The organism is Streptomyces sp. NBC_00569, from assembly GCF_036345255.1.
Lineage (GTDB): Bacteria > Actinomycetota > Actinomycetes > Streptomycetales > Streptomycetaceae > Streptomyces.
The window spans coordinates 1,397,480-1,410,553 of the sequence record NZ_CP107783.1 but is presented as its reverse complement, the minus strand read 5'-3'; the positions used below and the strand labels follow the sequence as shown (position 1 = coordinate 1,410,553).

13 protein-coding genes are annotated in these 13,074 nt (G+C 73.1%); 5 read left to right on the top strand and 8 right to left on the bottom strand.

Annotated elements, in window-relative coordinates; genetic code table 11:
* Positions 1-33: 33 nt before the first annotated feature.
* Positions 34-531, top strand: a complete 498-nt coding sequence (locus OHO83_RS06605; RefSeq protein ID WP_329432489.1) for a phosphatase domain-containing protein — start codon at positions 34-36, stop codon at positions 529-531.
* Positions 532-619: 88 nt separating this feature from the next.
* On the opposite strand, the gene OHO83_RS06600 is transcribed toward OHO83_RS06605, so the two are convergent.
* The gene (locus OHO83_RS06600; RefSeq protein ID WP_227298938.1) at positions 620-835 is read right to left on the bottom strand and encodes a dodecin; all 216 of its coding nucleotides are present in this window, start codon (positions 833-835) and stop codon (positions 620-622) included.
* Positions 836-1,047: 212 nt separating this feature from the next.
* Here OHO83_RS06600 and OHO83_RS06595 point away from each other — a divergent pair, with 212 nt between their 5' ends.
* Positions 1,048-2,352 (top strand): extracellular solute-binding protein, encoded by a 1,305-nt coding sequence (locus OHO83_RS06595; RefSeq protein WP_330278865.1) that lies wholly within the window; start codon positions 1,048-1,050, stop codon positions 2,350-2,352.
* Positions 2,353-2,388: 36 nt separating this feature from the next.
* Here OHO83_RS06595 and egtD read toward each other — a convergent pair whose 3' ends face one another.
* From egtD to egtA, 4 genes are read right to left on the bottom strand one after another with little or no spacing between them, the layout of a single operon-like run.
* Positions 2,389-3,351 (bottom strand): L-histidine N(alpha)-methyltransferase, encoded by a 963-nt coding sequence (gene egtD, locus OHO83_RS06590; protein WP_330278864.1) that lies wholly within the window; start codon positions 3,349-3,351, stop codon positions 2,389-2,391.
* Entirely contained in the window at positions 3,348-4,103 is a 756-nt protein-coding gene (gene egtC / locus OHO83_RS06585; RefSeq protein ID WP_330278863.1) for an ergothioneine biosynthesis protein EgtC, read from the bottom strand. The genes egtD and egtC overlap by 4 nt, the downstream gene beginning before the upstream one ends.
* Positions 4,103-5,437, bottom strand: coding sequence for an ergothioneine biosynthesis protein EgtB (gene egtB / locus OHO83_RS06580; RefSeq protein WP_330278862.1), 1,335 nt, complete (start codon positions 5,435-5,437; stop codon positions 4,103-4,105). Before egtB ends, egtC begins: the two co-directional genes overlap by 1 nt.
* Complete coding sequence (gene egtA, locus OHO83_RS06575) at positions 5,434-6,726, bottom strand: ergothioneine biosynthesis glutamate--cysteine ligase EgtA (RefSeq protein WP_330278861.1); 1,293 nt, start codon at positions 6,724-6,726, stop codon at positions 5,434-5,436. Before egtA ends, egtB begins: the two co-directional genes overlap by 4 nt.
* Positions 6,727-6,942: 216 nt before the next feature.
* Between egtA and OHO83_RS06570 the strand changes: the two genes are divergently transcribed.
* Positions 6,943-7,800: a TIGR02452 family protein gene (locus tag OHO83_RS06570; protein WP_330278860.1), complete on the top strand. Its 858-nt coding sequence runs from the start codon at positions 6,943-6,945 to the stop codon at positions 7,798-7,800.
* On the opposite strand, the gene OHO83_RS06565 is transcribed toward OHO83_RS06570, so the two are convergent.
* Together OHO83_RS06565 and OHO83_RS06560 are read right to left on the bottom strand one after the other, a co-directional pair.
* A complete protein-coding gene (locus OHO83_RS06565; protein ID WP_266677946.1) occupies positions 7,775-8,233 on the bottom strand; it encodes a type II toxin-antitoxin system PemK/MazF family toxin in 459 nt (152 codons plus the stop codon). The genes OHO83_RS06570 and OHO83_RS06565 overlap by 26 nt on opposite strands.
* Before the next feature lie 134 nt (positions 8,234-8,367).
* On the bottom strand, positions 8,368-9,789 hold the full coding sequence (locus OHO83_RS06560) for an amidase (RefSeq protein ID WP_330278859.1): 1,422 nt from the start codon (positions 9,787-9,789) through the stop codon (positions 8,368-8,370).
* 155 nt (positions 9,790-9,944) lie between these two features.
* On the opposite strand from OHO83_RS06560, the gene OHO83_RS06555 reads away from it, so the two are divergent.
* Together OHO83_RS06555 and OHO83_RS06550 are read left to right on the top strand one after the other, a co-directional pair.
* On the top strand, positions 9,945-10,988 hold the full coding sequence (locus OHO83_RS06555) for a LacI family DNA-binding transcriptional regulator (protein ID WP_266677950.1): 1,044 nt from the start codon (positions 9,945-9,947) through the stop codon (positions 10,986-10,988).
* Between the two features lie 113 nt (positions 10,989-11,101).
* Positions 11,102-12,538, top strand: a complete 1,437-nt coding sequence (locus tag OHO83_RS06550) for an aldehyde dehydrogenase family protein (RefSeq protein WP_266677952.1) — start codon at positions 11,102-11,104, stop codon at positions 12,536-12,538.
* Between the two features lie 81 nt (positions 12,539-12,619).
* Here the strand turns inward: OHO83_RS06550 and trxA are convergent, their stop codons facing one another.
* Positions 12,620-13,024, bottom strand: coding sequence for a thioredoxin (gene trxA, locus OHO83_RS06545; RefSeq protein ID WP_266677954.1), 405 nt, complete (start codon positions 13,022-13,024; stop codon positions 12,620-12,622).
* Between the last annotated feature and the right edge of the window lie 50 nt (positions 13,025-13,074).

Genomic DNA, 13,074 nt, shown 5'->3' with positions numbered 1-13,074 from the left:
ATTCCCGCCCGGCCCGGCCGGGCCGTCCTTAGGGTGAGACCCATGGCTCAGGACACACCACCTCTCGCAGTGTTCGACCTCGACAACACCCTCGCCGACACGGCCCACCGTCAGCGATTCCTGGAGCGCACCCCGCGCGACTGGTCGGCCTTCTTCGCGGCCGCGCCCGACGATCCGCCCCTCGCGCGCGGCGTCGAGCTGGCGCTGGAGAGCGCCCGCGAGTGCGAGGTCGTCTACCTCACGGGCAGGCCCGAGCGGTGCCGCGCCGACACTGTGGCCTGGCTCGCCGGACAGGGCCTGCCCGAAGGACGCGTCTGGATGCGCCGCAACGACGACCGCAGGCCCGCGCGCCGCACCAAACTGGAGACGCTGCGCAGGCTCTCCCGCGGCCGCGAGGTCCGCATGCTGGTCGACGACGACGAGCTGGTGTGCGACGAGGCCGAACGGGCGGGCTTCACCGTCGTACGCGCCCGGTGGGCGAGCGGGTCCGAGGCGCTGAAGGACGCCCAGGAGCGAGAGGGCCGGACCTGAGCGGACCCGGGACGCGGGTTCCGGGCCGTTCCCGAGCGGATCCGGCCGCGGGTTCAGGGCCGGGCCCGAGCGGATCGGGCGCGCACGCTCAGGCCTCGTCCTCCAGCCGGAAGCCGACCTTGAGGCCGACCTGGTAGTGCTCGATCTGCCCGTTCTCGATGTGGCCGCGTACCTGGCACACCTCGAACCAGTCCAGGCCGCGCAGTGTCTGCGAGGCGCGGGCGATGCCGTTGCGGATGGCCTGGTCGACTCCCTCCTGGGAGGTGCCGACGATCTCTGTGACCCGGTACGTGTGATCGGACATGAAGGCCTCCTCGGCCCGTGCGGTGGACGTCCTTCCACGGTGCCTCAGGTCGCCGCGGACCGCGAGCGAGAGGGCAGACGTTCGACTTACCTGCCGTCACCCCCTTGACCGTTCGATTGGTCCATACCAAAATCCAGCACACCCGTGCGAGCGTCACGCTCATCCCCCACGTCGGGCCGCCCCTCCCTGTCCGCAGGCAGAAAGTGACCCACGTGAAGTACCGCCGCACCGCCGCGTCCCTCATCCCCCTCGCCCTCGTGTCCGCCTCGCTGCTCACGGGCTGCGCCTATCTGCCGGGCGGGGGCGACGAACAGCGCACGGTGACCGTCTGGCTGATGAAGGACAGCGCGTCGGACGCGTTCCTGAAGCGCTTCACGAAGAGCTTCGAGGCCAAGAACCCCGGCCTGCGCCTGGACATCCGTATCCAGGAGTGGACCGGCATCGGCGAGAAGGTGAGCGCGGCCCTGGGCCAGGCGAAGGGTGACCCGGCGAGCGAGGACGCGGCGGACGGACCGGCCCCCGACGTGATCGAGGTCGGCAACACGCAGGTCCCCCAGTATGTCGACGAGGGCGGACTGCTCGACCTCAGTCTGGAGTCCGCGCGCGACTTCGGCATGGACGACTGGCTGCCCGGACTCGCCGAGCCCGGCATGTTCCACTCACGCCAGTACGGCATCCCCTGGTACGCGGCCAACCGGGTGGTGATCTACAACAAGGACCTGTTCGCGAAGGCGGGCATCAAGCGGGCACCCCGCACCCGCGCCGAGTGGCTCGACGTCACGCGGCGCCTGAACACCCAGGGTGACCAGGGCATCTACCTCGCCGGCCAGGACTGGTACACGCTCGCCGGATTCATCTGGGACGAGGGCGGCGACCTCGCCACGGAGGACGGCGGGATCTGGGAGGGCAGCCTCCAGTCACCGGCGGCGCTGCGCGGCATGGAGTTCTACCGGCAGCTCCAGGCGCTCGGCCGGGGCCCCAAGGACGCCGACGAGGAACACCCGCCGCAGTCGGGCGAGTTCGCGAAGGGCGACGTCGGCCAGATCGTCGCCGTGCCGGGTGTCGCCCAGGCCGTCGAGCAGCAGAACCCCGAACTCAAGGGAAAGCTGGGCTACTTCCCGATCCCGGGCAAGACGTCGGCCAAGCCGGGGTCCGTCTTCACCGGCGGCTCCGACCTGGTCGTGCCCGAGAACACCGACGACCGCGACGGAGCCGTCGCGGTCGTCAAGGCCCTGGCCGGCGAGAAGTGGCAGAAGGACCTCGCCAGGACCATGAACTACGTGCCCAACAAGACGACGCTGAGCGACGCCGTCGCCGACGAGCCGGGCGTGGCCGCGATGGCGGCGGGCGCCGCGCGCGGCCGGGCCACGCCCGTTTCCCCGCTGTGGGCGAAGGTCGAGGCCGACAACCCGATCAAGGCGTACATGTCGAAGGTGCTCGCCGGGGCCGCCCCGGCCGAGGAGGCCCGGGCGGCTTCCCGCCGGATCACCAAGGAGCTGGACGCCAGCGGGCCGTGACCCTGCAGCCGGCGGCCGCCCCGGCCGCCCCGGCCGTCAGTCGACGCGGCTGAGGGACAGCGCGAAGCGGTTCTGCGCGTCCGTCCACCAGTGCGTCATGCGCAGCCCAGCGCCCGCGAGTTCGACCCGCACGCCCGCCTCGCGGAACTTCGCCGAGATCTCCGTGCGGATCTCCTCCCCGTCCTCGAAGTCGACCGCGAGGCCGAGCGCCGGGATCTTGACGGTCTGTGCGGCCGTGGAGCGCAGCCGCATCTCGATCCACTCGTTGTCCGCGTCCCACAGGGCGACGTGCTCGAAGGCGCCCGGGTCGAAGTCGGCGCCCAGGTCACGGTTGATGACGCCGAGCACGTTCTTGTTGAAGGCGGCCGTCACGCCCGCCGCGTCGTCGTACGCCGCGACGAGGACCGACTCGTCCTTCACCAGGTCCGTGCCGAGCAGCAGCATGTCCCCGGGCCGCAGCAGGGCGCGTACGGCGGTCAGGAACGCGGCGCGCTCGGCCGGCAGGAGGTTTCCGATGGTCCCGCCGAGGAACGCGGCCAGGCGCGGTCCCGGGGCGTCCGGCAGGGTGAGCCCCAGGGTGAAGTCGGCGATCAGCGCATGGATGCGCAGCCCGGGGCGTTCGGCGCCGAGCGCCTCGGCGGCGCCCCGCAGCGCGCTCTCGCTGACGTCCACGGGGATGTATGTCTCCAGGTCCGGCAGGTCGTCGAGCAGGTGGCGGGTCTTGTCCGACGAGCCGGAGCCCAGCTCGACGAGGGTGCGGGCGCCGGTGGCGTCGGCGATCTCCTGCGAGCGGGCCAGCAGGATCTCCCGCTCGGCGCGCGTCGGGTAGTACTCGGGCAGGGTCGTGATCTCGTCGAACAGCTCGCTGCCGCGCGCGTCGTAGAACCACTTGGGCGGCAGCGTCTTCGGCGTGCCGGTGAGGCCGCTGAGGACATCGGAGCGCAGGGCGGCGCCGGTGGCGTCCTCGGGCAGGGTGCGGGTCAGCTGGTACGGGCTCACGCGGAGGGCTCCTTGAGCGGGGTCAGCAGGACGTCGGTGCGGCTCGCGGCGAGCAGGGTGCGGTCGGGCACCTCGCGCCAGTTCGGGTCGTCGTCGTAGGGCTCGGAGGCGACGACGGTGCGGCGGCCGGGTTCGGTGAGATACCAGAGGCTGTCGCCCCAGGCGGTGGCGGTGATCGTCTCGCCGTCGGTCAGCAGGAGGTTGAGGCGGGATCCCGGTGCGGCCTCGGCGATCTCCAGGACGGTGTCGGCGAGGGCCTGCCCCTGGTCGTCGCCCGAGCGCAGCCGGTACAGCAGCAGCGCCCACACGAACGCCGAGTCGCAGCGGGCCTCCAGGGACAGCAGGTCGACGGGCGGCACCGCGGTGGCCAGCGGGGCGAGCGAGCGCGGCCAGCCGGTCACCGCGCCGTTGTGGGAGAAGAGCCACGGGCCGCAGGCGAACGGTGCCGCCGCGGCCTCACCGTCCGCGCCGCCGAGCGTGGCGTCGCGGACCGCGGCGAGCACGGCCCCCGAGCGCACGACCCGCGCGAGGTCGGCGAACGACTGGTCGCCCCAGATCGGCCCGGCCCTGCGGTAGCGCGCGGGCACCGGGTCCCCGTCCGCGTACCAGCCCACGCCGAAGCCGTCGGCGTTCACGGTCCCGTGCCGCTGACGGCGCGGCTCCCAGGACTGGCGCAGCAGGCTGTGGGGCGGCGTCACGAGTACGTCGCCGAGTGGCGCCGAGGGGCCCAGGTAGGCCAGTTGCCGGCACATCAGGCACCCTCCCCGTCGCGCGCGGTGCGGAAGCCGGCGAAGATCTGCCGGCGCACCGGGTAGTCCCAGTTGCGGAACGTGCCGCGGCACGCCACCGCGTCCACGGCGAACGAGCCGCCGCGCAGCACCTTGTGGTCCGGGCCGAAGAACACCTCCGAGTACTCCCGGTACGGGAACGCCGCGAACCCCGGGTACGGCAGGAAGTCGCTCGACGTCCACTCCCACACGTCGCCGATCAACTGCCGTACACCCAGTGGGGATTCCCCCGCCGGGTAGCTGCCCGCCGGGGCCGGGCGCAGGTGGCGCTGGCCGAGGTTGGCGCGCTCCGGCGTCGGGTCCGTGTCGCCCCACGGGTAGCGCATCGACCGCCCGGACGCGGGATCGAAGCGTGCCGCCTTCTCCCACTCGGCCTCGCTGGGCAGGCGCCGGCCCGCCCAGCGCGCGTACGCGTCGGCCTCGTACCAGCTGACGTGCACGACGGGCTCGTCCGGCGGAACCACCTCGGTCACCCCGAAGCGACGCCGCAGCCACTGACCGGCCTCACGCCGCCAGAACAGCGGCGACCGCAGCCCGTTGTCCCGCACCAGGGCCCAGCCCTCGGGCGTCCACCAGCGGGAGTTGTCGTAGCCGCCGTCGTCCATGAAGGCCAGATACGCGCCGTTCGTGACCGGCGCGGTGTCGATGTGGAACGGCGGGACGAGGCGCGCGTGCGCGGGGCGCTCGTTGTCCAGCGACCACGGTTCGGTGGTCGTCCCCATCGTGAACGGGCCGCCGGGCACCAGGACTTCGGACGGTCCGCGGAACGTCGGCGAGACGGGGTCGGGATCCGGAGCCGTCAGGGCCGGAGCGCCCGCCCGGAGCTGATGGGTGATCAGCATTGTCTCGTCGTGCTGCTGTTCGTGCTGGGCGATCATCCCGAACGCGAACCCCGCCTCGGTGAGCCGGGTACCGTGGAACGGCGTGCTCTCCAGGACATCGAGCGCCCGCCCCCGCACCTCGGCCGCGTAACCGCGGGCCTCCTTGGGCGCGAGCAGCGGCAGCTTCGGCCGCTCGGAGCGCGGGTGCTCGAAGGCGTCGTACAGCGGGTCGATCTCCGGGCGCATCGCCTCACGGCCCGCGACCGCGCGCAGGAGCCACTGCTCCTCCTGGTTGCCGATGTGCGCCAGGTCCCACACCAGCGGCGACATCAACGGCGAGTGCTGCGCGGTCAGTTCCGGCCCCTCGACGCAGCTCGTGAGCAGCGTCGTGCGGTCCCGCGCGGTGAGCAGCGCGGTCCTCGCGCGCTCCCGCAGTGCCTCGGGGTCCGGGGCGGTGTCTTCGCTCTGTGCGGTCATGAGGTGACGGTCCTCCCGGGGGCGGGGGCATCGATGTGGTCGAGCACGTCGTCGGCGGGGCAGCGGCCGCGCACGACATAGCGGTCCATGAAGGCCGAGACGACGGCGAGCACCCCGGGGGATGCGCCGAGCCTCGGCAGCGCGTCGAGCGCCGCCGCGAAACAGGTCACGGCCGCCTCGGCGAGTTCGGGGTCCGAAGGGCCGAGCCGCGCCGCGTCGCGCCACAGCTGATTGTGCGGCGCGGGCAGCGGGCCCGCCCGTTCGGACAGCGGCTTCACGGTGCGGTACGCGGTCTCGGCGGCCTGCGGGTCGTCGAACAGCGCGGTCGTCACGGCGAACGGCACGATCCAGCCGTCGTCGCCGGGCTGGGCGTCGATCATGCGCAGTTCGAGGTGGCCGCGCGGGCGCACCGGCGGGAAGAGGGTGGAGATGTGGTAGTCGACGTCACCGCGCGTGGCGGGCCGCGGCCCACCGGTACGCAGCCACGTCCGCAGGGACATGCCGTCCGGCACGTCCCACGGGCCGCTGTCCTTGCGGACACACATCACCGGCGCGTCCAGGACGTGCCGGACCCAGGCCTCGCGCGGCTCCGCGTCGAGGGGTGGTGCCCCGGACCGGCCGGGGTCGATCTCCTCCCATACGGCCTGACGGGTGGAGCGCCACCCCGTGGGACGCCCGCACAGCATCGGTGAGTTGGCGAACGCGGAGACCAGGACGGCGCCCAGCAGGTGCGAGAGCCGCCAGCGCCTGCCGTGGCCGAGCGGCCCCGGCTCCTCGTATCCGGCGTCGAGACAGACCTGCACGGACGCCGACGAGCACATCATGGCGCGGCCCGCGGACCCCGCCCGGTCGAGCCAGGCCTCCAGGGCGTCGTAGCGCGGCTCGTGCAGCAGCCGCCGCGGCGGGCGCCAGGGATCGGTGCCGAGGCCCGTCAGCGCGAGGCCACGGGCGGCGAGTGCGGTGCGGACCGCTGTCAGGTCGGCCGAGACGGCCGAGACGCAGTCCATGAGAGAGGCGGCTGGCAGGGAGCTGAGCTCCAGCTGGCCGCCGGGTTCGACGGTGAGCGCCGAGCTGAGGGGCAGGGCGCCCAGTGCGGCGTACGCCGCGTCGAGCCGTTCGGGTGGAAGGGGGAGTCGCGGCCTGCGCGGCTCGTGGACGAGCCATTCCACTTCGACACCCACAGTGCGAGGCGGTCCGGTCTTGAAGCAGATCCCGCGGACCAGCGCCTCCACCTCGGGCTCGGTGACCAGGGCCGCCGTGCCGAGCTCCGTACAGTCTCCTTCGGGCATGTTCAGGATCCTCCTGATCCGTACGCCTTCATAGTCCCTGGTGGGGGCCAAGCCGTCGACTCGACGGGGATGGGCCGGGCCGGGGCAGTGCTCGTACCACCCAAAACCCTCACGGCGAATCGCACAAGAGTGCCCCTCCGAGAGGGAAAATCTGTTGCTCGCGGTGTCGCCCGGCGCACATCATGCGTTCATGAGAACGACCACGGGGGAGCGGGCGTGAGCGCCCGGCTGCGGGGGATCGCGCAGCAGACGGAGGAGATCGTCGCGGCGGGGCGGTACACGGCGCCCGGTGGCGCGATCGTGCCGATCGCTGCGGCGGTGGCGGCCGCGCGGGACGCGACACGGACGTACGGACCGGCTCCGGTCGAGGTGCCCGAGCCGGGCCGGCCCGCGAAGACGGCCGTCGAAGTCACCGGCGAGTCCAGCCTGGAGGCCGCGCACCGTCTGGTCACCGCCGGGCAGGACCTCGTCGCCGTCCTGAACTTCGCCTCGGCCCGCAACCCCGGCGGCGGCTATCTCAACGGCGCGCAGGCCCAGGAGGAAGCCGTGTGCCGGGCGTCGGCCCTGTACACGTGCCTGCTGCGGGCCCGCGACTTCTACGACCACCACCGCGAGAACCGCGACGCCTTCTACACGGACCAGGTCATCCACTCGCCGGGCGTCCCCGTCTTCCGCGACGATCGCGGACGGCTGCTCGACGAGCCGTACACCGCGGGCTTCCTCACCTCACCCGCGCCGAACGCGGGCGTCATCCGCCGCCGCACCCCGGAGCGGGCGGACGAGATCGCGGGTGCCCTCGCGTCAAGGGCGGAGCGGGTCCTGGAGACGGCCGTGGCCCACGGCTACCGGCGCCTCGTGCTCGGCGCCTGGGGCTGCGGGGTCTTCCAGAACGACCCGGCTCAGGTCGCCGCCGCGTTCCGGGCGCTCCTCGGCGAGGGCGGCCGGTTCGCGGGCCGCTTCGACCACATCGTGTTCGGCGTCCTGGACCGCACGCCGAACGCGCGGACCAGGACGGCCTTCGAACGGGCCTTCGCGGTGCTGCCGGCGGTCAGCGCCAGCCGTACCGCTCCCTGAGGCGCAGCACCACGAGGTTGAACCGCATTCGGTCCAGGGCGCAGGCCTCGCGCCGCATGCCCCGCTCATGGACCCGCAGGACCCGGTCGATCGCCACCCACGAGTCGCGGCCCGCGGCGTCCCACGGCCCGCTGCCGATCGGCACCCACTCCCTGTCGTGGTCGTGCCGCTTGCTCGACAGCTGTACGGCGAGCAGCGTGCCGGCGTCCTCCCGGGCGACGACGAGCACAGGGCGGTCCTTGCCGCGGCCGTCGTTCTCCTCGAACGGCACCCACGTCCAGACGATCTCACCAGGATCGGGGTCGCCGTCATGGGCGGGCGCGTACTCGGTGCGCACCCGGCCCACCTCGCGCGGCGCGGCCTCGACCGTGGCGGTGGCGCCGGCGCGGCCGGGGTGCTCGTGGGCATGCGGGTCATCGATGAAGGCAGTCACCCGGGTCACGTTATTGCCTGACTGGCCCAACCCGTCGAGCGGGCCCGGCCGGTGGGACACAGGCTCGGCGCATGAAGACCCATATATCCGCCCGAGCCGTACGACGCATACGTAGTCTGTGCCCGCGCGCCGCTCTACGGGCCGCTGCGCGGCGCCTGGTGGTTCTCGGGCCACTTCTCGAACCACCGCTGATCCGCTTCGAGTTGGGCCGCCAGCGAGATGAGCTGCGGCTCGCTGTTCGCCGGGCCGAGCAGTTGCGCGCCGACGGGGAGCCCGTCGCCGGTGAAGCCCGCGGGTACGTTCACGCCGGGCCAGCCGAGGACGTTCCACGGCCACGCGTACGGACACGCCGCGATCATCGCCCGGTCGGTGCGCCAGCCGTTGAGTGACGCCATCGCGCCGATACGGGGAGGGGGAGTGGCCGTCGTCGGCGCGAGGACCACGTCGTACGTGTCGAAGACCGCGCCGACCCGGCGCTGGAGCGAGGCCTCGGCGCGCCGCGCGAGCCGCAGCGGAGCACCGCCGAGGACCCGCCCCATGCGGGCGGACTCCCGGGTCCGCGCGTCGAGCAGCGCGGGGTCGGGAACGTCGCGCAACAGGTCCGCGACGCCTGCCGTGGCGCGCGGCACGAACGCGAGGCCGATCTGCCCGTAGCGCGGGTCGGCCTCCTCCACGTCGTGCCCCAGAGAGGCGAGGCGCTCCGCGAGCGCGACGACCCGGGCCCGCACAACAGGGTCCAGGCGCTTGGGAGTCGCGGTGAACGGCATGCGCAAGGAGAGCGCGACGCGCAGCTTGCCGGGCTCGTCGCGTGCCGCCTGCGCCGCCGCGATCCGCGGCGGACGGTGCAGGTCGCCGTCGTGCGAACCGCTCGCCGCGTCCAGGAGCAGCGCCGCGTCCCCGACGGTCCTGCCGAGCGTGCCGTTCACGGTGATCCCGTGGAAGGACTCCGCCCAGGGCCATGTGGAGATCCTGCCGCGCTGCGGCTTGATGCCGACGAGGTGCGTCCACGCGGCGGGTATCCGGACACTGCCCGCTCCGTCCGAGCCGAGCGCGGCCGGCACGATCCCCGCGGCGACGGCCGCCGCCGAGCCGCCCGACGAGCCGCCGGGCGTGTGCCCGCGATTCCACGGGTTGCGGGTGTCGCCGAACGCGGGCCCCTCGGTGAACGGCCACTGCCCCAGCTCGCACGTGTTCGTCTTGCCGATGACGATCGCGCCCGCCGCGCGCAGCCGGCGTACGGCCTCAGCGTCCTCGGTCTTCGGCGGGAAGTCGCCGGGGCAGCCGAACGCGGTCGGCTCGCCCGCCACATCCATGTCGTCCTTCACGGCCAGTGGCACCCCGAGCAGCGGCCGGTGTCCGCCCGCCGCGCGTTCGCGGTCCGCGGCGTCCGCCTCGGCGAGGGCGGCCTCCCCGCGGACCGTGCGGAACGCGTTCAGGACAGGCTGCGTCGCCTCGATGCGCTCCAGGGCCTTCTCGACGAGGACGCGCGAGGACACGTCCCCGTCGGTGAGCGCGCGGGCGGTCGCGGCGAGCCCGGCGGCACGGTCGGACGCCATGCGGACACCTCCTTGTACGGGACTTCGGAACTCAGGAACTTCGCAACTTCAAGAATTCGAACGGCTTGAGTGCACGCACGCTAGCGGCCGCAAGCCCCAACCGGTATGCCCGGCCGGGAACACGGCCGTACCCGTCTGGAAGGATGCGGTGCGTCATGGTGCAGATACCGAAGCCGCAGTCCGCCCGCACATCACGGGAGCCCGCCGCGCCGAGCCCGGCGCCGACGAGCGCCGACGTCGCCCGCCTCGCCGGGGTCTCGCGCGCCACCGTCAGCTACGTCCTGAACAACACCAGCGCCGTCAGAATCAGCGAACCCACACGGCGCCGCGTCCACGAGGCCGCGAAGGAGCTCGGCTATGTGCCGCACGCGGCGGCCCGCAGCCTGCGCGCCGGACACACCCGCATCGTCCTGATGCCCTCCCCGAGCGTCCCCGCCGGACCGCTCTACAACGCGTTCTTCAACGACCTCCAGTGGGCACTGAGCCGCCTCGACTACACGGTCGTGCAGTACGGCAGCGTCAGCCTGCGCGGCGACGACGCGGCGCGCGCCTGGGCCGAGCTGCGCCCGGTCGCCGTCCTCACACCCCCTGATCTGGGCACCGAGGGCATCGAGGTGCTCCGCCGCTCCGGCGCCAGGGCCGTCATCACGCTCGGCCCGGAGCGCGCCGAGGGCGCCCACGCGCTGCTCATGGACCACTGTGAGGTCGGCCGGAGCGCGGGCACCCACCTCGTCGAACGCGGCCGACGCCGCATCGGCGTCGTCCTGCCGACGGAGCAGGGCCTCGACCACTTCGCGCGCCCGCGCCTCGACGGCGTGCGGAACGCGGTCCTGGGCACCGGCGCGGAGGTCTTCGAGCTGCCTCTCGCGTACGACGAGGAGTCGGCCGTCCAACTGGTGCCGGAAATCCGCGAGTTGGGGCTCGACGCCGTGTTCGCGTACAACGACGAGTACGCGATGCTCCTGATGCGGGCGCTCCAGGACGCGGGCGTCGGCATCCCGGAGGAGACCGCTGTCATCGGGGCCGACGACCTGATGCTCGGGCGGCTGCTGCGGCCCCGGCTGAGCACGGTCCGTATCGAGTTGCCGTCCGGGCAGGAGCTCGCCGCACTCGTCGACCGTCTGGTACGCGACCCGGGCGCAGGCACCGAGTCGCACGACACGCTCCGGGCCCGCGTCGTGGCCCGGCAGTCGACGTGACGGCCGGGGCCGCGAGCGGCCTACGCGACTAGGATGTTGCGTGCTCAACAACATGGGTCGGCGCACCGCCCCGCGCGCCGCCCCGGAGATCAGTGACCGATCGGAGATCCGGCATGTCCCTGCTCGACCCGAAGACCTGGCAGGCCCGCCCGCTGTCGGGCGATGAGCACGCGGTCACGGAGCCCGCCACGGGCGAGCGCCTCGCCACCGTCACCCTCGCCTCCCCGGACGACGTCCGCGCCGCGGCGCGGGCCGGAGCGGCGGCCCAGGGCGACTGGGCCCGGCAGCCCCACTTCGCGCGCGCCGCCGTCCTGCGCCGCGCGGGCGACCTGTTCACCGAGCACGCCGACGAGCTGCGCACCTGGCTCGTGCGAGAGTCGGGATCCATCCCGGGCAAGGCCGACTTCGAGCTGCACGTCGCCGCCCAGGAGTGCTACGAGGCCGCCGCCCTCGCGTCCCGGCCCACCGGCCAGGTCCTGCCCAGCGAGGCGCCCCGCCTTTCGTACACACGCCGCGTCCCGGCCGGTGTCGTCGGCGTCATCGCGCCGTTCAACGCCCCGCTCATCCTCTCCATCCGCTCCGTCGCCCCGGCCCTCGCACTCGGCAACGCCGTCGTCCTCAAGCCGGACCCCCGCACGGCGGTCTGCGGCGGGCTCGCCCTCGCGGCCGTCCTCTCCGCCGCGGGTCTGCCACAGGACGTCCTCCACGTGCTGCCCGGCGGGACCGACGCCGGCCAGGCGCTCGTCGCCGACCCGGACGTCCCCGTCATCTCCTTCACCGGCTCCACCGGCGCGGGCCGGGCCGTCGGCGAGGCCGCGGGGCGCCACCTCAAGCGGGCACACCTGGAACTCGGCGGCAACTCCGCCCTGATCGTCCTGGCGGACGCCGACCTCGACGCCGTCATCTCCACCGCGGCCTGGGGCTCCTTCTTCCACCAGGGCCAGATCTGCATGACGACCGGCCGCCACCTCGTCCACGCCTCGCTCTACGAGGAGTACGTCGAACGCCTCGCCGCGAAAGCCGATTCCCTCGCCGTCGGCGACCCGCACCGCGACCAGGTCCACCTGGGCCCCGTCATCGACGCGGCACAACTGGCCAAGATCCACGGCCTGGTGGAGGCCAGCACCGCCGCGGGGGCCAAGCTCGCCGCGGGCGGCACGCACCGCGACCTCTTCTACCGGCCGACGGTCCTCGCGGGCGTCGACGACAGCACCCCCGCGTACGCCGAGGAGGTCTTCGGCCCCGTCGCACCCGTCCGGTCCTTCACCGACACCGACGAGGCGGCGGCGCTGGCCGCCGCGAGCCCGTACGGCCTCTCCCTCGGCATCGTCACCCGCGACCCCGCGCGCGGCCTCGACCTCGCCGAGCGCATCCCCACCGGCATCGTCCACATCAACGACCAGACGGTGAACGACGAGGCGGTCGCCCCGTTCGGCGGCGTCGCGGCGTCCGGCACGGGCGCCCGCTTCGGCGGCGAGGCGAACATCGAGGCCTTCACCGAGACCCGGTGGACCACGGTGCGCGGCGACGTGGCGGGCTATCCGTTCTGACCCCGCGCACATGATCGTGAAACGGCCGCCGGGCCCGTACGGAGAGTTCGGGCCCGGCGGCCGTCGACAAAGGGGGTGGCGTCAGGCCTGCTCGGCGCCCGCGCCGTCCTCGCCCGCCTTGGCCTGCTGCTCGGCGATCGACTTGCGCACCTCGTCCATGTCCAGCTTCCTGGCCTGGCCGATCACGTCGTCCAGGGCCTCCTGCGGCAGCGCCCCGGGCTGGGCGAACACGGCGACCTGGTCACGGACGATCATCAGCGTCGGGATCGACTGGATGCCGAACGCCGACGCGAGCTCGGGCTGGGCCTCCGTGTCGATCTTCCCGAATACCAGGTCCGGGTTGGCTTCCGCAGCCTTCTCGTAGACGGGCGCGAACTGCTTGCACGGCCCGCACCACGACGCCCAGAAATCGATCAGCACGAACCCGTTGTCCGTGACCGTCTGGTCGAAGTTCTCCTTGGTGAGCTCCACGGTGGTGCTGCTCATGATGTGCCCTCTTCCTGCTTCCTGGTTGCGGTGCTGAAGCCGCTTTTCAC